Consider the following 20,760-nt stretch of genomic DNA (forward strand, 5'->3'; position numbering starts at 1 on the left):
TGAAAGACGCAATGGCATCCAAGAAAGAATCGCATCCGCTCCCCGACGTGCACGGCGCACGTGAACTGCCTTCCGTCGTCGTCGAGGGGTACAGCCTTCAGTTGCGGGACAAGGACGGCTTCATCGGAGACCAGGCCAGCCAGACCGCGTTCAGGGCGCTACTGGAGCGCTGGCGCCAAAAGCGCCGGCGCAAGGGCAAGGATCCGCTCGGTGGCCGCCACTCCAAGGACCTCAGCAAGCAGACGCTGGACGAGGCGCTTGGCGCGAAGAAAGCCTCTGAAGCGGGCGACGTGGTGCACGCCGCGGTCGAGGAATTCGCCGAGGAACTCGCCTCGGTGATCGAGCGATTCATGCGGCACCCGTCGTGGAAGGGCGTCGAGCGCATCGTGATCGGAGGCGGCTTTCCGGAGAGCGACGTTGGCGAGCGCGCCATCCTGCAGGCAGCGGCGATCTTGCAGGACATGAAGTTGTCGGTGCAACTCGCCCGCATCGGCCATGAGACCGACGACGCCGGGCTGCTGGGCTGGGTTCACCTCGTGCCGCCGCCACTGCTCGCTCACCACGACGCGATCCTCGCGCTCGACATCGGCGGCACCAATGTGCGCTGCGGCATCGTCAAGATGCGGATGAAGCGCGCTAAGGACATGTCCCGGGCCAAGGTGCTACGGCGCGAAAAGTGGCGACACAAGGATGACAAGCCCAACCGCAAGGCGCTGATCGACCGCCTGGCCGACATGCTCGAAACACAGATCCGCTACTGCAAGAAAAAGGGCATCCGGCTCGCGCCGTACATCGGCATCGCTTGCCCGGGGCTGATCGCCAAGGACGGCTCGATCTCGCGCGGCGCTCAGAACTTGCCTGGCGACTGGGAAGGAAGCAACTTCCACCTGCCCAGCGAGCTTTGCAAGCGGATTCCGACCATCCACGGCGCGCCCACCATGGCCTTGATGCACAACGACGCGGTCGTGCAGGGCTTGAGCGAGCTGCCCTTCATGAAAGATGTGAAGCGCTGGGCGGTGCTGACCATCGGCACGGGGCTCGGGAATGCGAGCTATGCCAACAAGCGGGCGGAAACCGGATGAACAAGGTACTGGTCCTTGGAGGAACGGGCTTCGTGGGGCGCAGCCTGTGTGCGTTGATCGCTGGCTCGGACGGCGCAACTGAGATCACCGTGCCTAGCCGTCGGCCCACGCAAGCAAGGCAACGGGAGTTGCCGCCGTCGGCCAGGGTCGTGAGTGCAGACGTCCACGACCCGACGCAACTCGCAGGCCTGGTCGAAGGCCATGACGCCGTGGTCAATCTCATTGCGATCCTGCACGGGAGCGAGGCCGAGTTCGTCCGAACGCACGTCGCCTTGCCCCGAACGCTGGTCGGTGCCTGCCGTTCGAAAGGCGTCCGGCGGATCGTGCATGTCAGCGCGCTCGGGGTCGACAGCGCACAGCCGAGCCGGTATCTGCGGTCCAAGGCAGAAGGCGAGGCGGTGCTGCGAAGCGCGGGTCTCGATGTGACCATCCTTCGGCCCTCCGTGATCTACGGCCAGCACGATCGCTTCACGAACTTGTTTGCGCGCCTGCTGAGGTTCGCGCCAATGCTCCCACTGGCGTCCGCGGATGCCCGTTTCCAGCCCGTGTGGGTCGAAGACGTCGCCCGCGCGATCCTCGTCTGCCTCGAGCGACCGGTGACCGCCGGCCAGACCTTCGAGTGCGCGGGGCCGGAGGTTTTCACGCTGAGGGAGCTTGTCAAGCTGGCGGGTCGGTGGTCGGGCCATGAACGACCCGTGATTGCGCTCCCGCCTGCTGTCGGAGCACTACAGGCGGCCGTGATGGAACGCTTGCCGGGCGAGCCGCTGATGTCACGCGACAACCTGCAGTCCATGAAGACGCCGAACGTGGCCAGCGGCAAGCTCCCGTCGCTGGAGGATCTGGGCATTCGCGCTGCATCGCTCGACACGGTCGCACCGAAATACCTCGGTGCCGGCCGGGCGTCCACTCAGAGCTGAAACGCAATCGTGAGCAGCAGCCCCTCGGCCACATCGCGCACCAGCCCCGGCCTGCGTGCGCGATAGGTCTCGCCGGCGGAGGCGGCGGTCTCGATCCACTGGGCGAACCACTCGACCTCGCCGGGGCCGTAGAACACCACGGCCGCTTCGTGGTTCAGCAGCAGGCTGCGCATGTCGAGATTGATGGAGCCGCAGAGCGCCAGGTTGTCGTCCACCACCACCGCCTTCGCATGCGCCATGAAGGGCAGCATGCGAAAGATGACGCCGGCGCGCGCGAGATCGCGCATGGCCCGGGCACGCACGAAGTCGGCCAGCCGATGGTTCGACTCGGCTGGCATCGCGATCGTGACCTGTACGCCGCGCCGTGCGGCGAGCCGCAATGCATCGCGCAGGCCGTCGCCTGGCACGAAATAGGGCGTGATCGCGAGCAGGCGGTGCTCGGCACGGAAGCAGGCGTCGATCAGCAACGCATGCGCGGTGTCCTCGGTCTGGTCGGGGCCGCTGGGCAGAAATTGGGCGAGGCCGTCGCTGGACGGGCTGTCGTCGGCCGCGATGGCGCGCGGCTTGCGCTTGCGCACCGACGACCAGTCATGGTCGAACTGTCGCGCCGCCGCGGCCGCCACGCTGCCCCGGAGGTCGAAGGACAGGTCACGCCACGGGACAGGGTGGTCGTCGTTGCCGGTGAAGTATTCGCCCGCGAGATTGCGGCCTCCGGACCAGAGCCATTCGTCGTCCGCGATCGTGAGCTTGCGGTGGTTGCGAAGGTTGCGCGGGCCGGTGCGGCGCAGGCTGAAGATGGGCCGGAACACGGCGACTTCGGCTCCGGCTTCGCGCAACGAATCGAAATGCGAGCGCGGCAGCGAGAGCGCGCCAAAGCCGTCGAGCAGCACCCGCACCTTGACGCCTTCGCGTGCGCGGCGCGACAAGCGGTTGATCACCTCGTGCCCGAGCGCGTCGTCGCCGATGATGAAGGTGCACACGTCGATGCGGCGGCGTGCACCCTCGATCACCTCGAACAGCGCATCACGCGCAGCGCCGCCATCGGAATGAAAGCGGGGAGTGCAACGCCCCGGCGGGGCGAGGCCGAAGCTTTCGATCAGGTCGGCCGCCCAGTGCCCCGCCGGCGCGGATCTTGGCGGGCGCGGCGAGCCGGTCGGCCGCAGCTTGCGCTGGCCGAACATCAGGTACATCGGGAGGATGACGTACGGCACCAGCACGAGGCCCATGACCCATGCGATGGCCGTGGTGGGCGCGCGTTGCTCGCGCCGTGCGCGCGTGCTCAACACGTAGACCAGCAGAGCGAAGGTGACGACCAGCAAATGCTGCGACGGCGATGGCAGCCAGTCGAGCAGGTCGTCGAGCCGGTTCACGTGCGGAGGTGCTGCTGCAGGAAGGCAGGTACAGGGCGGCCTGCCGAGGCAAGGAAACCCATCATCGCGCCAATCACTTCGCGCACGGCATCCCGTGCGCCGACGCGATCGCGCCATGCGACCAGCCGCGGGGTGCCCTCGGTCATGCCCGCGCCCTTGCGGTCCGCGAACACGTGTGCCATGTAGAAGGCGATATCGGCATAGGAATAGAGGCCCGCGAGATAGTCGCGGTCGGCCAGCAGCCGATCCAGGACTTCATGAAAGCGGGCGCAGGCGCCGCAGGCTGCGACTGCGGCGGGGCTTTGCATGTCGTGCTGAAGTCCGAAGAGCTTCACCACGTGCGGGAAATAGACCTCATCCGACTTGAGTTCCAACTGCCGGGCCCGTGCCCGCGCCGCAGCCCCGGCGGGCCAGAGCGGGGGAGTGGGCGCGAGGTCTTCGAGGTACTCGAAGATCTGCGTCGAGTCGAACAACTCGACGTCGCCGTCGATCAGCACCGGCACCTGCCGCTTCGGGTTGACGCGCAGAACCTCAGGGTGCTTGGGCTCGTAGTTGTCGTCGCGATCGAAGGGCACCATGACGCATTCGAACGCGAGCCCTTTTTCGAGCAATGCGATCTGCGCCTTGGCGCCAAACATGCTGAGGGGACCGGTGATGAGCTTCATCCCCGGAGCCTACTTCAACGGAACGCGAATACAAACCGTCCAACGAACCAGGCTCCTTCGCGCGGGCCCCTTCCCGCGGGTCCCTTCGCGAAACACCGCGGAACCGGCTTTGCCGGGCCGCCGGTGTTGCCCCCGGTAGGGGGATGGCGAAGCGACACGAAGTGCGCGAAGCCTGGGGGCGAGCTTCACCCCCCCCAGACTTCTTGTGCGACTTCCACCACAAGGCGCAGCTTGGCGCGCTGCGCCTCGACGGCGATGTTGTTGCCATGCACCGTGCTCGAGAAGCCGCATTGCGGCGACAGCGCGAGCTGGTCGAGCGACACGTACTTGGCGGCGGCCTCGATGCGGCTCTTGAGCTCGTCCTTGTCTTCCATCTCGCCGAACTTGGTGGTCACCAGGCCCAGCACCACGGTCTTGCCCTTGGGCAGGAAGCGCAGGGGGCGGAAGTCCCCGGAGCGCGCATCGTCGTATTCGAGGAAGTAGGCGTCGAGGTCCATCTCCTTGAGCAGCGCTTCGGCCACGGGCTCGTAGTTGCCGGCCGCCGCGTGAGTGCTCTTGAAATTGCCGCGGCACAGGTGCATCGCGAGCGTCATGCCGGCGGGCTTCTGCGCGACCACCTTGTTGATGAAGGCGGCGTAGCGGTGCGGCAGTTCGTTGGGGTCGTCGCCGCGCTGGCGGGCGGCTTCGCGCATCCGCTCGTCGCAGAGGTAGGCGAGATTGGTGTCGTCCATCTGCACGTAGGTGCAGCCAGCTTCGGCGAGCGAGCGAAGCTCGTCGCCGTAGGCCTTGGCGACGTCGTCGTAGAAGGTCGGGTCGAGCTCGGGGTAGGCCTCCTTGCTGATGCCGGCGCGGCCGCCGCGGAAGTGCAGCATCGTGGGCGAGGGGATGGTGACCTTGGGCGTGTTGCCGGCCGACACCTGGCTCTTGAGGTACTGGAAGTCGGCCAGTTGGATGTTCTTGGCGTGGCGCACCTTGTCGATCACGCGCATCACGGGCGGCGCCAGCTCTTCGGTGCCGTCGGGCTTGCGGATGGTGACCGGGATGTCGGTCTTCACGCCGCCGAGTTGTTCGAGGAAGTCGATGTGGAAGTAGGTGCGGCGGAATTCGCCGTCGGTGATGCTCTTCAGGCCGACGTCTTCTTGAAACTTGACGATCTCGGTGATGGCCTTGTCTTCGACCTTGCGAAGCTGTTCGGGCGTGATCTCGCCCTTGGCTTTTTGCTCGCGGGCTTCAAGCAGGTACTTGGGACGCAGAAAACTGCCGACGTGGTCGTAGCGGGCAGGCAGGGAGGCGTGCTGGGACATGGGGTGGCTCCGTCGAATCTGGAAAAGAACGGTCGATCGTATCCGCTCAGGGCATGCCTGTTTTGGATACAGTGAGACTGGTGTTTTCCCTTAAAACACGCAAAAAGACTGGATTTTGAGGCATCAATGTATACAGTCCGTATCCATGAATGCCTCCACGAGCCCATTTCCGCTGAACGCCTGGTACGCCGCGGCCTACGATGTCGAGATCAAGCACGCACTGCTGGCGCGCACCATCTGCAACCAGAAACTGGCGCTCTATCGGCGCACCGACGGTCAGGTCGCGGCGCTGGAAGACGCCTGCTGGCATCGCCTGATGCCCCTGTCGCTGGGGCGCCTGGAAGGCGACGAAGTCGTCTGCGGCTACCACGGCCTCGTCTACAACAGCCAGGGCCGCTGCACTTTCATGCCGAGCCAGGAAACGCTGAATCCCTCGGCCTGCGTGCGTTCCTTTCCGGTGGTCGAGAAGCATCGCTTCGTCTGGGTGTGGCCAGGCGATCCGGCCAAGGCCGACCCGGCGCTGGTGCCCGACATGCACTGGAACGACGACCCCGAATGGGCAGGCGACGGCAAGATGATCCGCGTGGCCTGCGACTACCGGCTGGTCGTCGACAACCTGATGGACCTGACGCACGAGACCTTCGTGCACGGCTCGTCGATCGGCAATCGTGCCGTGGCCGAAGCGCCATTCGTCGCGACACATGGCGACCGCTCGGCCACTGTCACGCGCTGGATGGAAGACATCGACCCACCGCCGTTCTGGGCCGCGCAGATCCACCACGCGCACGGCTACCGGGGCAAGGTCGATCGCTGGCAGATCATTCGTTTTGAAGGGCCGTGCACGGTCAACATCGACGTAGGCGTGGCCGAGGCGAGCAGCGGCGCCGTGCCGCGCAACGGCTCGGCGGGCGACCGCAGCAAGGGCGTCAACGGCTTCGTGCTCAACACCATCACGCCGGAGACCGACAAGACCTGCCTCTATTTCTGGGCCTTCGCGCGCAACTACTGCATCGGCGAGCAGCGCCTCACGCACGAACTGCGCGAGGGCGTGGCCGGCATCTTCCGCGAGGACGAAGTGGTGCTCGAAGCCCAGCAGCGCGCCATCGACGAGCGGCCTGACTACAGCTTCTACAACCTCAACATCGATGCCGGCGCGATGTGGGCACGACGCCTCATCGACCAGATGATTGCGCGCGAGAAGCCGCGCGCCCCCACCATTCCGATCCAGCCGGCCGCGGCGATGGAGCGGCCGTGAGTGCGATCACGACGCCTGCTGCAGCCGAGCCCGTCGAAGCGGGGGGTTCCCAGTCCGTCAAGGCGCAACTGCGGTTGCGCGAGATGGTGCTGGCCGGCGAACTGCCCGGCGGCTCGCGCATTGCCGAGGTCGCGATCTCCGAACTGCTGGGCGTCTCGCGCACGCCGGTGCGCAGCGCACTCATGCGACTCGAACAGGAAGGGCTTCTCGAAGCCTTGCCCAATGGCGGGTACGCCGTCCGGACCTTCTCCGAACGCGACGTCGCTGACGCGATTGAACTGCGCGGCACGCTCGAAGGCCTGTCGGCGCGGCTCGCGGCCGAGCGGGGCGCGCCGCCTGTGGTGTTGCGCGAGGCGCGCGCCTGCCTGAAGCGCATCGACGATTTGCTGCGCGACCCGGCGCTCGACGACGCAGCGTTCTCGCGCTACGTCGCGTTCAATGAAGAGTTTCATCGGCTCCTCTCCGAAATGGCGGGCAGCCCTTTGATCGCGCAGCAGTTGGAGCGCGTGATCAACCTGCCGTTCGCGTCACCCTCGGGCTTCGTCGTCGTGCAGGCGAACTCGCCCGCAGCGCGCGACATGCTCTTGATCGCGCAGGACCAGCACGGACAGGTGCTCGATGCGATCGAGAACCGCGAAGGCTCGCGCGCCGAGGCGCTGATGCGCGAGCACAGCCGCATTGCGCAGCGCAATCTCCGCGAGGCGCTGCATGGCGCGCAGAACCATCCCCTGCCGGGCGTGCAACTCATCCGCCGACGGGCCTGAAGACACTTCAAGATGAAAAGCGATATCCACTGGATGCCTGCGCGCATCACGGCCTGCCGCGACCTCACGGCGACGGTGCGCGAGTTCGAGATCACGCCCGAGTCGGGCATCGTCGCCGGCCATGAGCCCGGAGCCCATCTGCAGGTTCAGGTCCTGGTCGGCGAGCCAGGGTCGGGGCGCATGCAGACCCGGTCCTATTCGGTGGTGGGCGCTCCCGACGGGCGCGCATGGCGCATCGCGGTGAAGCGGCTGGACGATGGCCGCGGCGGGTCGCTCGCGATGTGGCGCCTGGCGCCCGGTGACCGCCTGCTGGTGAGCGAGCCGCAGAGCCACTTCGGCCTCGATCTGACGGCACCGGGCTACCTGTTGGTGGCGGGCGGTATCGGCATCACGCCGCTGGTCTACATGGCACAGCGCCTTGCCGAACTGGCGCAGCGCCGAAGCGTGAGCGTCCGCATGCTCTATGGCGCTCGCAGCGAGCAGGAACTGGCTTATCTGTCGACGCTCCAGGAAGCATTGAGTCAGTCGGCGAATACCGGCATGCAGGCCTTCACCGGCAGCGCGCCTATCGACTTCGCCTCGGAGATCGCGCATCTGCCGCCCGGTGGCCAGCTCTACACCTGCGGACCGGTGCCGATGCTCGAAGCCGTCAAGCGCGCATGGGCGGCAGCAGGTCGCGCGCAGGCGGATCTTCGCTTCGAGACCTTCGGCAGCAGCGGCCGGCTTGCGGCGCAGGCCTTCGAGGTGCGCATTCCGCGCCATGACCTGGCGATCACCGTCCCGGCCGGGAGTACGCTGCTCGAAGCGCTCGAAGGCGCTGGCGTGCAGACCCTCTGGGACTGCCGTCGCGGCGAGTGCGGCTTGTGTGCGATGGACGTGCTGGCCGTCGATGGCGAGATCGATCACCGCGATGTGTTCCTGAGCGAACACGAAAAGCAGTCGGGCCACAGGATCTGTGCCTGCGTGTCGCGCGCGGTCGGCACGATCACCCTCGATTCGGCATGGCGACCCGAAAGTCCATGAGTCCTCGCAAGCATTGCGCGATGATCGCGCAGCCCATTTGCTGATCGCGCAGAAATCCTCTGCGAGGGCCGTGCGCTAGGTGTTTGCCGACGCCCCGGCTCGCTTGCATCTGGTCACAATATCCCCCGTTCCTGCATCCATCCAACAAGGAGAGCTTTATGCTTCGTCGCCATCTCGTCCAGGCTGCCAGCCTGACCGCCATTGCGCTGGCCATCCCCCTGGCTCACGCCGCCGACACGTTCAAGATCGGGCTGATCCTGCCGATGACCGGTCAGCAGGCTTCCACCGGACGCCAGATCGAAGCGGCGGCGCGCCTCTACATGGCGCAGAACGGCGACACCGTGGCCGGCAAGAAGATCGAGTTGATCGTGAAGGACGACACCGCGCTGCCTGACGTCACCAAGCGCCTGGCGCAGGAGCTGGTGGTCAACGACAAGGTCAATGTGCTCGCGGGCTTCGGCGTCACGCCGGCAGCGCTGGCGGCGGCACCCATCGCCACCCAATCGAAGACGCCGCTGGTCGTGATGGCCGCAGCGACGTCGAGCATCACGCAGGCCTCGCCGTACATCGTGCGCTCCAGCTTCACGCTGCCGCAGGTCTCGGTCGCGATGGGCGACTGGGCACCCAAGAACGGCATCAAGTCGGTGGTGACGCTGGTCAGCGACTACGGCCCCGGCAACGATGCCGAGAAGTTCTTCAAGGAGCGCTTCGAGCTCAACGGCGGCAAGGTGCTCGACTCGCTGCGCGTGCCGCTGCGCAACCCGGACTTCGCACCCTTCCTGCAGAAGGTGCGCGACCTGAAGCCTGATGCGCTGTTCGTCTTCGTGCCCTCGGGCGCCGGCGCGGCGGTGATGAAGCAGTTCCTGGAACGCGGCATGGACAAGGCCGGCATCAAGATGATCGCCACCGGCGACGTGACGGACGACGACCAGCTCAACGACATGGGTGACGGCGCGCTTGGCGTGGTCACGACGCACCACTACTCCGCGGCGCATCCCTCGGCGGCCAACAAGAAATTCGTCGAAGCCTTCCAGAAGGCCAACAAGAACATGCGCCCGAACTTCATGGCCGTCGGCGGCTACGACGGCATGCGCATGATCTACGAAGCCCTGAAGACCACCAAGGGCCAGGGCGGCGGCGATGCACTGCTCGCGGCGATGAAGGGCCAGGTCTTCGAAAGCCCGCGCGGCGAAGTGCTGATCGATGCGCAAACGCGCGACATCACGCAGGACGTTTACCTGCGCAAGGTCGAGAAGAAGGACGGCCAGCTCTACAACGTCGAGTTCGACGTGATCAAGGCCGTGAAAGATCCAGGTAAAGCCAAGTAAGCGGTGGCCGGACAGCAGCATGTTGACTATTCTTTTTGACGGCGTTGCCTACGGCATGCTGCTGTTCGTGCTTGCGGTCGGACTGGCTGTGACGCTGGGGTTGATGAACTTCATCAACCTCGCGCATGGCGCGTTCGCGATGGCGGGCGGCTACCTGACGGTGTTCGCGATGCAAAAGCTGGGCGTGCCGTTTCTCGTCTGCCTGCCGCTCGCGTTCATCCTGGTCGGTCTGCTGGGGGCGCTGCTGGAACGCACCTTGTACCGGCCGATGTACGGCAAGCCGCATCTGGACCAAGTGCTGTTCTCGATCGGGTTGGCGTTCATGGCAGTGGCCGGGCTCGACTACTTCGTCGGCTCGTCGCAGCAGAACATCCACTTGCCCGAATGGCTGCGCGGCCGTACCGAGATCGGCGACGGCGCGTTCCTGCTGGGCATGGGGCACTACCGCATCTTCATCATCGTGTTGTGCGCGCTGCTCACGGTGGTGCTGCAACTGATTCTTTCGAAGACGCGCTTCGGCAGCCGGCTTCGCGCCGCGGTCGATGATCCGCGCGTGGCGGCGGGGCTGGGCATCAACGTGAACGTGGTGTTCCTGATGACCTTCGCGGTCGGTTCGGGGCTCGCGGGCCTGGGCGGTGCGCTGGGCGCGGAGATCCTGGGGCTCGATCCGACTTTCCCGCTCAAGTACATGATCTATTTCCTCATCGTGGTGTCCGTCGGAGGCACCTCGTCGATCACGGGGCCGCTCCTGGCCGCGCTGCTTCTTGGCATCGCCGACGTGGCAGGCAAGTACTTCATTCCGAAGATGGGCGCGTTCACGGTGTACCTGCTGATGATCCTGATCCTGATGTGGCGGCCGCAAGGGCTGTTCACGCGCAAGGGAGGAAAGTAATGGACTTTCAGCAACCTTTGCTGCGCAAGGCTCGCTGGCGTCCGTGGGAGTTTGCCGTCTGGGCAGTGGCCTTCGTGCTGCCGCTCCTGATGCCCTCGCACGCTCTGATGATCAACGAGATCGCGATCGTCGCGCTGTTCGCGATGTCGCTCGACCTCATCCTCGGCTACACCGGCATCGTTTCGCTCGGGCATGCGGCCTTTTTCGGTTTCGGCGCCTACACGGCTGCGCTGTTCGCGAAGCTGGTGATGCCGGACCCGACGGTGGGGCTCGTGGTGGCCATCGTGCTGTGCGCCGTACTGGGCGCCATCGCGAGCGTCACGATCCTGCGCGGCACGGACCTGACGCGGCTCATGGTCACGCTCGGCACCGCGCTGCTGTTGCTCGAACTCGCGAACAAGCTCGACTGGCTCACCGGCGGGGCGGACGGCCTGCAGGGTGTCGTGATGGGGCCGGTGCTCGGTCTCTTCGAGTTCGACCTGTACGGTCGGACGGCGGCCTGGTATTCGCTCTCGGTGGTCTTGCTGCTGTTCCTGCTGATGCGCCGGCTGGTGCAATCGCCCTTCGGCGCGACGCTCAAGGCCGTACGCGACAACCGCTTGCGCGCGATGGCGATCGGCATTCCGGTCGTGTCGCGCCTGGCCGTGATCTACACGGTCGCCGCTGCGATCGCGGGTGCGGCGGGCGCGTTGCTCGCACAGACCACGGGCTTCGCATCGCTCGACGTGCTGGCCTTCGACCGCTCGGCCGACGTGCTGCTGATGCTGGTCATCGGTGGCGTGGGTTGGCTCTATGGCGGCATCGCCGGCGCCATCGTGTTCAAGCTCCTGCAAGACACGCTCTCGACGGTCACGCCACAGTACTGGATGTTCTGGATCGGCCTGATCCTGGTGCTGCTGGTGCTGGTCGGGCGCGATCGGCTGCTGCGACCCTGGACCTGGTTCGGTGCGCGCGGGAGTGCCAAGCCGTGAGCGCCACCGTGAACGACATCGTCCTGTCGGCGACGGGTCTGGTGATGCGCTTCGGCGGCATCGTGGCGACCAACAACGTCTCGCTGAACCTCCGGCGTGGTGCGCGCCATGCGCTGATCGGCCCCAACGGCGCGGGCAAGACCACGCTGATCAATCTGCTGACCGGCGTGCTCACGCCCACCGAGGGCCGCATCGTGCTCGAAGGCGAGGACATCACCCGCCTCGCGCCGCACCGGCGGGTGGCGCGAGGCATGGTCCGGACCTTCCAGATCAATCAACTCTTCGATTCCATGACGCCGCTGGAAACGCTGGCGCTGGTTGTCTCTCAGCACACGGGGCTGGGCGGGCAGTGGTGGAAGCCGCTGGGTTCGTCCAGGCAGGTCGCCGAGCGGGCCGGGGAGTTGCTCGAGCAGTTCCGGCTCGCCGACGTCGCGCAACAGGAGACGCGGCACCTCGCATACGGCAAGCGGCGCCTGCTGGAGATTGCCATCGCGCTGGCCTGCGAGCCGCGCGTTCTGCTGCTCGACGAACCCGTGGCCGGTGTGCCGGCTGGCGAGCGCGAGGAACTGCTGGAGACCGTCGCCGCGCTGCCCTCCGATGTGTCCGTGCTGCTGATTGAACACGACATGGACCTGGTGTTCAGCTTCGCCGACCGCATGACCGTGCTGGTCAACGGTACGCTCCTGACGGAGGGCGACCCCGACACGATCGCCAACGACCCGAAAGTGAAAGAGGTCTACCTGGGCCATGGAGCCGCGCATGTCTGAACTCTTGCGCATCGAAAACCTGAGTGCGGGCTATGGTGAGGCGGTCGTGTTGCACGACATCTCGCTCGCGCTCGGCCAAGGCCAGACCCTGGCGCTGCTGGGCCGCAACGGCACCGGCAAGACGACGCTGATCAACACGCTTGCCGGTGCGACGCGCCAGCACGGCGGCACCATCGCGCTGGGTGGCCTGGCGCTGCACAAGCTGTCGCCGCACCAGCGCGCTGCCGCAGGCATCGGCTGGGTGCCGCAGGAGCGCAACATCTTCAAGTCGCTTACCGTGCACGAGAACCTCACCGCCGTGGAACGCCCCGGCAAGTGGAATCCGCAGCGGGTCTACGAGATGTTCCCGCGGCTTGCAGAGCGCAAGGGCAATCTGGGCACGCAGTTGTCAGGTGGGGAGCAGCAGATGCTGGCCGTCGGGCGCGCCTTGGTGGTCAACCCGACCTTGCTGCTGCTCGACGAGCCGCTCGAAGGCCTGGCGCCGATCATCGTGGAAGAACTGTTGCGCGCGATCCGCCGCATCACTCGCGACGAAGGGCTGGCGGCCATCGTCGTCGAGCAGCATCCGCAGGCCATCCTGGCGATCTCGGATGAAGCCGTCGTGCTGGACCACGGCACTGTGGTTCACGCCGACCATGCGGCGACGCTAGCCACGCAGCCGGAGGTGCTCGAGCGTCTGCTGGGCGTCAAGCGCTGAGGGCTACCCGCGGGACTTGTTCACGCCTAAACTGGCCCGCCGGCCTGAAAGGAGTGAAGACCATGGCGTCCATTCGACAGGAAATCCGTGTGGCAGCGAGTGCCGAGCAAATCTGGGATGCGGTTCGCGATGTCGGCGAGATCCACCACCGGCTGGTGCCGGGTTTCGTGATCGACTGCAAGCTGGAAGGCGACGCACGCATCGTCACTTTCGCCAACGGCCTGGTGGCGCGCGAAGTCATCGTCGATGTCGACGATGAAGCGCGGCGCGTGGCGTGGTCTGCAACCGGCGAGCGGCTGACGCATCACAACGCGTCGCTGCAAGTGTTTGCCGAAGACGCTGAGCACAGCCAACTCGTCTGGATTGCCGACTTGCTGCCCGACGATATGAAGCCGCCCATCAGCGCCATGATCGAGCAGGGCATGCTTGCGATGAAGACCACGCTGGAAGGTCAGGCCGCCGGGCGCCGCAATCAATAGCCGACGGTAAAGCGCTTGCGGAAATTCTTGGGGGCCTCCACTTCGTCGGCCAGCGCGATCGCGTAGTCCTCCATCGAGATCCAGCTCTTGCCGCTTGTATCGCTCAGCAGGCTGTCGCCGCCGACCCGGAACCTGCCGGTGCGCTCGCCGGGTGCGAAGAGGGCGGAAGGCGAGAGGAAGGTCCAGTCCAGTTCCTTTTCGGCGCGCAGCGCCTGGAGCATTGCGCTGCCGGCCTGCGCCTCCGGCTTGTAGGCGTCGGGAAATTCGGGCGTGTCGAGCAAGGCCTTGCCCGGCGCAACTGCGAGACTGCCGGCGCCGCCGACGACCAGCAGGCGCGGCACGCCGGCTTGCTTGGCAGCCGCAACAAGGGTGGCGGCGTCCGCTCCGTCCGCGAACCGCGTTGCGCTGATCACGGCATCGTGGCCGCGCAGCACCGGAACCAGCGCGTCGACGGACGTCGAATCGGCCGATTTCAGCGTCAATCCGGGGCGCGTTTCGGCGCCTTCGATCTTGCGTGCGACGCCCGTGATGGTGTGTCCGCGCTGCAGCAGTTCATTGGCGATGCGGGAGCCGGCGCGGCCGGTGACGCCCAGGATGGCGATCTTGCTCATGGAGTGGTCCTTATGGTGAGTGAAGAAACGGGTCAGCGCTGGATCAGCGCTCCGAGATGCGCAGTCCAGGCTTCCGGCTGGCCGAGGTAGCGCGCGACGTCCAGCGGCGTGAGTCCGCCATCGGTCGTTTCGAGCGCGAAGGTCGGAAAGCCTTGTCCGCGTGCGCGCACCAGCCACGCGCGGCTGTCAGCGATGTGGCGCTGCGTCGGCTCGCCGCTCAGATAGTCGAACGCTTCCGTGAAGGCTGCCGGGTCGAGGTCGATCTCGGCTGCCAGGTCGCGCAGCACGGGGGTGTCGGCAATACGGCGGCCTTCGACGTAGTGGGCGCGCTGCACGCGGTGGAGCATCTCCAATCCCTTGCCGGCGTCGGCCTCGGCGGCCAGCACCGCGGTCAGCGGCGGGGCGGAATCCAGCATGGCGCCGCCGTCGTTCAGCAATCCATCGAAGTACGCGACGCCGAAGGGCTGGCCGCTGAGTTGCGCGATGCGCCGATCGTGCGGCATCACATAGTTGCGCCACTCGGGCGTCATCGCGCGGCGGTTCGCGCCGGTCATCATGCCGCCGCCGTGGAGGTCGATGACCAGGCCGGGAAGGGCACGCGCCGCCTGCACCAGGGGCGCTGCGGCGTAGCACCAGCCACACAGCGGATCGAAGACATAGTGAAGCGTGGCGCGCTGCGGGTCGGGATTCGTTGCTGTCATGTCCGCGATCGTAGGTTTCCTGATTCGATCGAAAAACACCGTAGCATGCAAATGTTTGTTGCCTGAATCGATCGAATATGGACCGCATCATCGCCGCCGAAGTGTTCGTTCGCATCGCCGAGCGCGCGAGCATGACCAGTGCCGCCGAATCGCTCGACATGTCGCGCGCCATGGTCACGCGCTACCTCGCGCAGATGGAGCAATGGGCCGGCGCGCGCCTGCTGCATCGAACGACGCGGCGACTGAGCCTGACCGAGGCGGGCGAGGAGACGCTGGCCCGGTGCCGCCGCATGCTCGAAGTGGCCGGCGACATGGCGGTGACGCTCAGTGCCGAAGCGGACGTTCCGCGCGGCCTGCTGCGCGTGGCGTGCGCGCAGTCGCTTGCGCAGGACGTACTGGCCTCGTCGGTTGCGGAGTACCTGAGGCGTTATCCGCTGGCCGCGATCGACCTGCATATCGACGCGCGGCCGGTGAACCTCGTCCAGGAGCGCATCGATCTCGCTATCCGCATCACCAACGACCTCGACCCGAACCTGATTGCGCGACCGTTGGGGCATTGCGCGTCCGTCGTCTGCGCGTCGCCGGCTTACCTCGCTGCCCATGGCACGCCTCGCAGCGTGCACGATCTGGCGACGCACAACTGCCTGACCTATTCGTACTTCGGCAAGAGCCTGTGGCAGTTCGACCAGGACGGCGAAAGGATTGCCGTACCCGTGAGCGGCAATCTCAGCGCGAACGAATCGCAGGTGCTGCTTGCGGCGGCGATGGAAGGCGCCGGCATTGCGATGCAACCGGTGTATTCGGCGCGTGGGCCGATCGCGGAAGGCCGGCTCGTGGCGCTGCTGCCCAAGGTTGTTCCTCTGGGACTGGGCGTGTACGGGCTCTACGCCTCGCGGCGGCAGATGCCGGCGTCCTTGCGCGCGTTGCTCGACTTCCTGGTGGAGCGCTTCGCCGATGCACGGCACTGGCCGGCGGGCGCCGCCGAAGCCAAGCGCCTCAAGCCTGCGGCTCGACCGCGCGATACAGTGCGCGCACGAAATCGGACTGAGTGATCATCCCCGTGAGCCGCCGCTCGCCGTCGATGATGGGGATGTGGTGGTGGCCCCCCTCAGAGAACAACGGCACCAGGTCGACCATCGGCCGATCTTCGCTGGCGACACGAACCTGGCGCGTCATGATCTGGCCGACGACCTCGGGCTTGCTCGACATCACGGTGCGCGTCGCGCGGATGAAGTCGCGCAGCCGGCCGCCCAGGCCCTCGTGGTGCTGCAGATCGATGTGCCGGAAGAAGTCGGCCTGCGTGACGATGCCGACCACGCGCCGGGTTCGGTCGGTCACCGGGAGCGCCTTGATGCGCCGCTCGTGCATGAGCGACCATGCTTCTTGCAGCGGTGTGCCGAACTCGACTGTCACCGGCCCGCGGGACATGATGTCGACACAGCGCACGGTGCCCAGCCGGCGGTGCCACGACTCCATCTCGGTCTGCCGGATCAGCGATTCCAGGTCGTCGCGGCTGATGTCGAGCACCTGGTTGTAGCGCGCGAGCACCGCATCGATGTCGGCCGAACTGAAGCGCGTGTCGTCCGTGGTCGCCTGGCGCTGCGCGATCTGGACGTGCGGGTAGCGCCGGCCCGTGAGGGTGTTGTAGAGCACACCGGCGAGCACCAGCAGCAGTGAATCGGTCAGCACCGGCGAGATGGCGAAGGGGAACTCCGGGGTGTGCGTCAGCACGGTCAGCAGCGCGACCGCGCCGCCCGGGGGGTGAAGGCAGCGCAGGGAGAACATGAGCCCGATGGCCAACGCGGTCGCGACCGCGCCGAGCCACCACGCATCGGGCAGCCACCGGACGCACGCCACACCGACCAGAGCCGCAAGCGTGTTGCCGCCGATCACCGGCCAGGGTTGTGCGAGCGGGCTGGCCGGCAGTGCGAACACCAGCACCGCGCTGGCGCCCAATGGCGCGATCAGCCAGTTGCCGCTGACCGAAGGTCCCGCCAGGAGTTCGCAGACCAATGCCGTGAACAGCAGGCCCACCGCGGCGCCGGCGACGGCGCGCAGGCGTTCCCGTCCGTCGACGACGGTAGGGCCGGGAATCCAGGCGCGCGCGAAAGTCGTGAGAGTGTCGAACCGCATCGTCGTCAGGCCGCTTCGCCGGCGACCAGGCGCCCGATCTCGGGCCACTGCCCGTGAAGCCAGACCCAGGCGACGAGTCCGATGCTCAGCATGAGGATCGAGGTCGTCGCCAGCGCCAGCGTCGAATGCATCACCAGCGGCGCGATCACACCGGCGACGACGCCGTTGGCCGTCGAGCCGATCACCGCCTGGAGCGAGGAGGCCATGCCGCGTCGTTCGGGGTGAAGATCGAGCACGAGCAAGGTCACGACCGGCACCATCAGCGCCCAGCCGAAGGCGAATACGGCCAGCGGCCACAGCGCCCACGCTGCGTGGGGAGTGAAGAGGGCGTTAGCGACCACGTTGACGAGCGAGGTCGCCAGCATGATCACGAAGCCGTCGCGAATCTGCCGCTTCGGCGCGACCTTGCCGGCCATGCGTCCGCTCGCCCAGGCGCCGGCCATGATGCCGCCGATGGTCAGCAGGAAGAACCAGAAGAACTGCGTCGGTGCCAGCGCGAGGTGTTCGCCGAGGAAGGCCGGAGCGGCCAGCACGTAGAGGAACATGCCGTTGAAGGGCACGCCGCTCGCCAGCGCGAGCAATAGAAAGCGCGGGTCCGAGCACAGGTCCCAGTAGCCGCGCATCAGGTGCCGCACCTCGAAGGGCTGGCGCTGGTCGCGGTGCAGCGTCTCGGGCAGCAGCTTGTAGTTGGCAGCGAAAAGCACCACGCCCACCACCACGAGAAACCAGAAGATGCTGTGCCAGCCCAGGTGCACGAAGAGAAAGCCGCCGACGATCGGCGCGATCGCGGGCGCAATGCCAAAGTAGATCGTGACCTGGCTCATCACCTTCTGAGCCTCGGCCGGCGGGAACATGTCTCGGATCACCGCGCGCGACACCACGATGCCGGCTCCCGTCGACAGTCCCTGCAGCGCGCGGAACACCACGAGCTGCCCGATGGTCTGCGACATCGCGCAGCCCAGTGAAGCAATGGTGAACACCGCCAGGCCCCACAGCACGACCGGCCTGCGGCCGAAACTGTCCGACAGCGCGCCGTGGAACAGGTTCATGAAGGCAAAGCCGAACAGGTAGGCCGAGAGCGTCTGCTGCATCTCGACTGGCGTGGCGCCGATCGACTGCGCGATGCCCGAAAACGCCGGGATGTAGGTGTCGATGGAGAAGGGTCCGAGCATGCCCAGCACCGCCAGCAGCACGGCGAGCGCCCAGCGCGGGGCCAGCCAGAGTTTGTCGGCGTCGGGGTTCATGCAGCGTCTCCTGTCTCCAAAAAAAAGAGCGCCTCGTCGGCGCCCTCCTGATTCTTGTTCTCTGTCTTCTTCTTCGCGGAAACACTGCGGAACCGGCTTCGCCGGGCCGCAGGTGTTGCCCCCTGCAAGGGGGTGTGCCTAGAGTGTATCGATGAAGCTGCGGAGCTTATCCGAACGGCTCGGGTGCTTCAGCTTGCGCAGCGCCTTGGCTTCGATCTGGCGGATGCGCTCGCGCGTCACGTCGAACTGCTTGCCGACTTCTTCCAGCGTGTGGTCGGTCGACATCTCGATGCCGAAGCGCATGCGAAGCACCTTGGCTTCGCGCGGCGTCAGGCTGTCGAGGATGTCCTTGACCACGTCGCGCAGGCCGGCCTGCATCGCGGCCTCGATAGGAGCCGTGTTGCTGCTGTCCTCGATGAAGTCGCCCAGGTGCGAATCGTCGTCGTCGCCGATGGGGGTTTCCATCGAGATCGGCTCCTTCGCGATCTTCATGATCTTGCGGATCTTGTCTTCCGGGATCTCCATCTTTGCGGCCAGGATGCCGGCGTCGGGCTCGAAGCCGAACTCCTGCAGATGCTGGCGGCTGATGCGGTTCATCTTGTTGATGGTCTCGATCATGTGCACCGGGATGCGGATGGTGCGCGCCTGGTCGGCGATCGAGCGGGTGATCGCCTGGCGAATCCACCACGTCGCATAGGTCGAGAACTTGTAGCCGCGACGGTATTCGAACTTGTCGACCGCCTTCATCAGGCCGATGTTGCCTTCCTGGATCAGATCCAGGAACTGCAGGCCGCGGTTGGTGTACTTCTTGGCGATGGAGATCACGAGGCGCAGGTTGGCCTCGATCATTTCCTTCTTAGCGTCACGCGAAGACGATTCGCCTTCGTTCATGCGCTTGTTGATGTCCTTGAGCTCGGCCAACGGCACCACCACACGCGACTGGATGTCGGCGAGGCGCTGCTGGAGCTCTTGCACCGGCGGAATGTTGCGTGCGAGCACGGCGCTCCAGGGCTTGCCGGCGGCAGCCTGCTTCTCGACCCACTTGAGGTTGAGCAGATTGGACGCGACGCGGTTGCCGTTCTTGTCGTATCCGCTGAAGTCGCGGATGAACTCTTCCTGCGGGAAGCCGCACTTGTCCACGATGATGCGGCGCAACTCGCGTTCCTTCTTGCGGACGTCGTCGACCTGCGTGCGCACCAGGTCGCACAGCTTCTCGATCGTGCGGGCCGTGAAGCGGATGGTCATCAGCTCTTCCGACAGGGAGTGCTGCGCCTTCTGGTAGGCCGGCGTGCCGTAGCCTTCCTTGTCGTAGATCTTGTGGACCTTCTCGAACATCACGGCGATGCGGTCGAAGCGCTCCAGCGCGTCGCGCTTGAGTTCCTCGAGCTTCTTGGTCAATGCCTTGGAGCCGCCCTTGCCGTCGTCGTCGTCTTCCTCGTCGAATTCGTCGAAGTCTTCTTCGGCCACGTAGTCGTCGGCCTCGTTCGGGTTCGAGAAGCCGTCGACGATGGTCGAGATGACGACCTTGCCGTCACGGATTTCCTGTCCGAGGCGCAGGATTTCGGCGATGGTCGCGGGCGAAGCCGAAATGGCTTCCATCATGGCCATCAGGCCGCCTTCGATGCGCTTGGCGATTTCGATTTCGCCTTCGCGCGTCAGCAACTCGACCGTGCCCATTTCGCGCATGTACATGCGCACGGGGTCGGTGGTGCGGCCGAATTCGCTGTCCACCGTGGAGAGGGCGGCTTCCGCTTCTTCCTCGGCTTCCTCGACCGTGGTGGCGGTCGGGGCGGTGTTGTTCAGCAGCAGGGTTTCCGCATCGGGGGTCTGCTCGTAGACGGCCACGCCCATGTCGTTGAGCATGGTGACCACGACTTCCATGGTCTCGGCGTCGACCAGCTTGTCGGGCAAGTGGTCGGAGATTTCACCGTGCGTGAGGTAGCCGCGGGTCTTGCCCAGCGTGATCAGGGTCTTCAGGCGCGAGCGGCGCTTGGCCAGGTCTTCTTCGGAGAGGACGGTCTCGTCCAGGCCGAATTCCTTCATCAAGGCGCGTTCCTTCGCCTTGCTGATCTTCATGCGCAGTGGCTTGACCTTTTCCTCGGTCGTCGTGGCTGCCGGCTCGTCACCGACCAGCTCGTCCTCGATGTCGGACAGGTCGACGTCGCTCGAAGGCGCCTCGTTGCCGGCCTTGGGTTTGCGGCCTCGCTTGGCGCCTCCGGCTGCGGCGGGCGCACCGGCGGCTTTGGGAGGACGGCCAACCTTCTTGGCGGCTGGTTTCAGGGTTTCGTCGGCGGTGGTCGATTTCGTGGGCACGGTTTTCACTTTCGTTGCGGCGGACGCCTTGGACGCGGCGGCACCCGTCTTGGTTGCCGGCAGGGCGGCGACCTTGGACGGTTTCTTGTCTGCAGCAGGCTTCTTGGCAGCGGACACGGCAGGCTTCTTTGAACTGGGCATACGACCTCAATACAACAAGATGGACCAAGCGGAATCACACGCGCCACAAACCCGGCGCAGGCAGGAGCACAAACAATGAGGCCATGAGGACACAAGTCCTCGA

Annotated in this window: 20 protein-coding genes; 12 read left to right on the plus strand and 8 right to left on the minus strand. The window is 66.0% G+C overall.

Features of this window, described 5'->3' with window-relative positions; genetic code table 11:
- Nucleotides 1–11: 11 nt before the first annotated feature.
- Together QTI24_RS00410 and QTI24_RS00415 are read left to right on the plus strand one after the other, a co-directional pair.
- Nucleotides 12–1,082, plus strand: a complete 1,071-nt coding sequence (locus QTI24_RS00410) for an ROK family protein (RefSeq protein WP_286597635.1) — start codon at nucleotides 12–14, stop codon at nucleotides 1,080–1,082.
- Nucleotides 1,079–1,999 (plus strand): complex I NDUFA9 subunit family protein, encoded by a 921-nt coding sequence (locus tag QTI24_RS00415; RefSeq protein WP_286597636.1) that lies wholly within the window; start codon nucleotides 1,079–1,081, stop codon nucleotides 1,997–1,999. Before QTI24_RS00410 ends, QTI24_RS00415 begins: the two co-directional genes overlap by 4 nt.
- Here the strand turns inward: QTI24_RS00415 and QTI24_RS00420 are convergent.
- From QTI24_RS00420 to QTI24_RS00430, 3 genes are all read right to left on the minus strand, one after another.
- Nucleotides 1,990–3,369 (minus strand): phospholipase D-like domain-containing protein, encoded by a 1,380-nt coding sequence (locus QTI24_RS00420; RefSeq protein WP_286597637.1) that lies wholly within the window; start codon nucleotides 3,367–3,369, stop codon nucleotides 1,990–1,992. The genes QTI24_RS00415 and QTI24_RS00420 overlap by 10 nt on opposite strands.
- A complete protein-coding gene (locus QTI24_RS00425) occupies nucleotides 3,366–4,034 on the minus strand; it encodes a glutathione S-transferase family protein (RefSeq protein ID WP_286597638.1) in 669 nt (222 codons plus the stop codon). The genes QTI24_RS00420 and QTI24_RS00425 overlap by 4 nt, the downstream gene beginning before the upstream one ends.
- Nucleotides 4,035–4,219: 185 nt before the next feature.
- Nucleotides 4,220–5,338, minus strand: a complete 1,119-nt coding sequence (locus QTI24_RS00430) for a 5-methyltetrahydropteroyltriglutamate--homocysteine S-methyltransferase (RefSeq protein ID WP_286597639.1) — start codon at nucleotides 5,336–5,338, stop codon at nucleotides 4,220–4,222.
- Between the two features lie 145 nt (nucleotides 5,339–5,483).
- On the opposite strand from QTI24_RS00430, the gene QTI24_RS00435 reads away from it, so the two are divergent.
- The 9 genes from QTI24_RS00435 (at nucleotide 5,484) to QTI24_RS00475 (ending at nucleotide 13,514) form a co-directional block, all read left to right on the plus strand.
- Entirely contained in the window at nucleotides 5,484–6,593 is a 1,110-nt protein-coding gene (locus tag QTI24_RS00435) for an aromatic ring-hydroxylating dioxygenase subunit alpha (RefSeq protein WP_286597640.1), read from the plus strand.
- Nucleotides 6,590–7,357 (plus strand): GntR family transcriptional regulator, encoded by a 768-nt coding sequence (locus QTI24_RS00440; protein WP_503011182.1) that lies wholly within the window; start codon nucleotides 6,590–6,592, stop codon nucleotides 7,355–7,357. Before QTI24_RS00435 ends, QTI24_RS00440 begins: the two co-directional genes overlap by 4 nt.
- A 12-nt stretch (nucleotides 7,358–7,369) precedes the next feature.
- Nucleotides 7,370–8,380, plus strand: coding sequence for a PDR/VanB family oxidoreductase (locus QTI24_RS00445; protein ID WP_286597641.1), 1,011 nt, complete (start codon nucleotides 7,370–7,372; stop codon nucleotides 8,378–8,380).
- 158 nt (nucleotides 8,381–8,538) lie between these two features.
- A complete protein-coding gene (locus tag QTI24_RS00450) occupies nucleotides 8,539–9,708 on the plus strand; it encodes an ABC transporter substrate-binding protein (protein WP_286597642.1) in 1,170 nt (389 codons plus the stop codon).
- Between the two features lie 19 nt (nucleotides 9,709–9,727).
- Complete coding sequence (locus QTI24_RS00455) at nucleotides 9,728–10,600, plus strand: branched-chain amino acid ABC transporter permease (protein ID WP_286597643.1); 873 nt, start codon at nucleotides 9,728–9,730, stop codon at nucleotides 10,598–10,600.
- Nucleotides 10,600–11,571 carry a branched-chain amino acid ABC transporter permease gene (locus QTI24_RS00460; RefSeq protein WP_286597644.1) on the plus strand — a complete coding sequence of 324 codons (972 nt, stop codon included), beginning with the start codon at nucleotides 10,600–10,602 and terminating at the stop codon, nucleotides 11,569–11,571. The genes QTI24_RS00455 and QTI24_RS00460 overlap by 1 nt, the downstream gene beginning before the upstream one ends.
- Before the next feature lie 8 nt (nucleotides 11,572–11,579).
- Nucleotides 11,580–12,338 (plus strand): ABC transporter ATP-binding protein, encoded by a 759-nt coding sequence (locus QTI24_RS00465; protein ID WP_286599222.1) that lies wholly within the window; start codon nucleotides 11,580–11,582, stop codon nucleotides 12,336–12,338.
- Nucleotides 12,331–13,035, plus strand: a complete 705-nt coding sequence (locus tag QTI24_RS00470; protein ID WP_286597645.1) for an ABC transporter ATP-binding protein — start codon at nucleotides 12,331–12,333, stop codon at nucleotides 13,033–13,035. The genes QTI24_RS00465 and QTI24_RS00470 overlap by 8 nt, the downstream gene beginning before the upstream one ends.
- A 62-nt stretch (nucleotides 13,036–13,097) precedes the next feature.
- Entirely contained in the window at nucleotides 13,098–13,514 is a 417-nt protein-coding gene (locus QTI24_RS00475) for an SRPBCC family protein (protein WP_286597646.1), read from the plus strand.
- Here the strand turns inward: QTI24_RS00475 and QTI24_RS00480 are convergent.
- Nucleotides 13,508–14,125: an NAD(P)-dependent oxidoreductase gene (locus QTI24_RS00480; protein ID WP_286597647.1), complete on the minus strand. Its 618-nt coding sequence runs from the start codon at nucleotides 14,123–14,125 to the stop codon at nucleotides 13,508–13,510. The genes QTI24_RS00475 and QTI24_RS00480 overlap by 7 nt on opposite strands.
- 32 nt (nucleotides 14,126–14,157) lie before the next feature.
- Entirely contained in the window at nucleotides 14,158–14,826 is a 669-nt protein-coding gene (locus tag QTI24_RS00485) for a DsbA family protein (protein WP_286597649.1), read from the minus strand.
- 77 nt (nucleotides 14,827–14,903) lie between these two features.
- Between QTI24_RS00485 and QTI24_RS00490 the strand changes: the two genes are divergently transcribed.
- Nucleotides 14,904–15,878 carry a LysR family transcriptional regulator gene (locus QTI24_RS00490; protein WP_286597650.1) on the plus strand — a complete coding sequence of 325 codons (975 nt, stop codon included), beginning with the start codon at nucleotides 14,904–14,906 and terminating at the stop codon, nucleotides 15,876–15,878.
- Here the strand turns inward: QTI24_RS00490 and QTI24_RS00495 are convergent.
- The 3 genes from QTI24_RS00495 to rpoD form a co-directional block, all read right to left on the minus strand.
- On the minus strand, nucleotides 15,823–16,959 hold the full coding sequence (locus tag QTI24_RS00495; protein WP_286597651.1) for an HPP family protein: 1,137 nt from the start codon (nucleotides 16,957–16,959) through the stop codon (nucleotides 15,823–15,825). The two genes, QTI24_RS00490 and QTI24_RS00495, sit on opposite strands and share 56 nt — an antisense overlap.
- A gap of 5 nt (nucleotides 16,960–16,964) precedes the next feature.
- Nucleotides 16,965–18,203 (minus strand): multidrug effflux MFS transporter, encoded by a 1,239-nt coding sequence (locus QTI24_RS00500; RefSeq protein ID WP_286597653.1) that lies wholly within the window; start codon nucleotides 18,201–18,203, stop codon nucleotides 16,965–16,967.
- 138 nt (nucleotides 18,204–18,341) lie between these two features.
- Complete coding sequence (rpoD, locus tag QTI24_RS00505) at nucleotides 18,342–20,657, minus strand: RNA polymerase sigma factor RpoD (RefSeq protein ID WP_286597654.1); 2,316 nt, start codon at nucleotides 20,655–20,657, stop codon at nucleotides 18,342–18,344.
- Nucleotides 20,658–20,760 lie beyond the last annotated feature (103 nt).

The sequence above is a fragment of the Variovorax sp. J22P240 genome (assembly GCF_030316855.1).
In the GTDB taxonomy this organism is placed as follows: Bacteria; Pseudomonadota; Gammaproteobacteria; order Burkholderiales; family Burkholderiaceae_C; genus Variovorax.

Coding starts and splice junctions, on each gene's coding strand:
- QTI24_RS00410 (WP_286597635.1), top strand. CDS start 12: ATGGCATCCAAGAAAGAATCGCATCCGCTCCCCGACGTGCACGGCGCA.
- QTI24_RS00415 (WP_286597636.1), top strand. CDS start 1,079: ATGAACAAGGTACTGGTCCTTGGAGGAACGGGCTTCGTGGGGCGCAGC.
- QTI24_RS00425 (WP_286597638.1), bottom strand. CDS start 4,034: ATGAAGCTCATCACCGGTCCCCTCAGCATGTTTGGCGCCAAGGCGCAG.
- QTI24_RS00430 (WP_286597639.1), bottom strand. CDS start 5,338: ATGTCCCAGCACGCCTCCCTGCCTGCCCGCTACGACCACGTCGGCAGT.
- QTI24_RS00435 (WP_286597640.1), top strand. CDS start 5,484: ATGAATGCCTCCACGAGCCCATTTCCGCTGAACGCCTGGTACGCCGCG.
- QTI24_RS00445 (WP_286597641.1), top strand. CDS start 7,370: ATGAAAAGCGATATCCACTGGATGCCTGCGCGCATCACGGCCTGCCGC.
- QTI24_RS00450 (WP_286597642.1), top strand. CDS start 8,539: ATGCTTCGTCGCCATCTCGTCCAGGCTGCCAGCCTGACCGCCATTGCG.
- QTI24_RS00455 (WP_286597643.1), top strand. CDS start 9,728: ATGTTGACTATTCTTTTTGACGGCGTTGCCTACGGCATGCTGCTGTTC.
- QTI24_RS00460 (WP_286597644.1), top strand. CDS start 10,600: ATGGACTTTCAGCAACCTTTGCTGCGCAAGGCTCGCTGGCGTCCGTGG.
- QTI24_RS00470 (WP_286597645.1), top strand. CDS start 12,331: ATGTCTGAACTCTTGCGCATCGAAAACCTGAGTGCGGGCTATGGTGAG.
- QTI24_RS00475 (WP_286597646.1), top strand. CDS start 13,098: ATGGCGTCCATTCGACAGGAAATCCGTGTGGCAGCGAGTGCCGAGCAA.
- QTI24_RS00480 (WP_286597647.1), bottom strand. CDS start 14,125: ATGAGCAAGATCGCCATCCTGGGCGTCACCGGCCGCGCCGGCTCCCGC.
- QTI24_RS00485 (WP_286597649.1), bottom strand. CDS start 14,826: ATGACAGCAACGAATCCCGACCCGCAGCGCGCCACGCTTCACTATGTC.
- QTI24_RS00490 (WP_286597650.1), top strand. CDS start 14,904: ATGGACCGCATCATCGCCGCCGAAGTGTTCGTTCGCATCGCCGAGCGC.
- QTI24_RS00495 (WP_286597651.1), bottom strand. CDS start 16,959: ATGCGGTTCGACACTCTCACGACTTTCGCGCGCGCCTGGATTCCCGGC.
- QTI24_RS00500 (WP_286597653.1), bottom strand. CDS start 18,203: ATGAACCCCGACGCCGACAAACTCTGGCTGGCCCCGCGCTGGGCGCTC.
- rpoD (WP_286597654.1), bottom strand. CDS start 20,657: ATGCCCAGTTCAAAGAAGCCTGCCGTGTCCGCTGCCAAGAAGCCTGCT.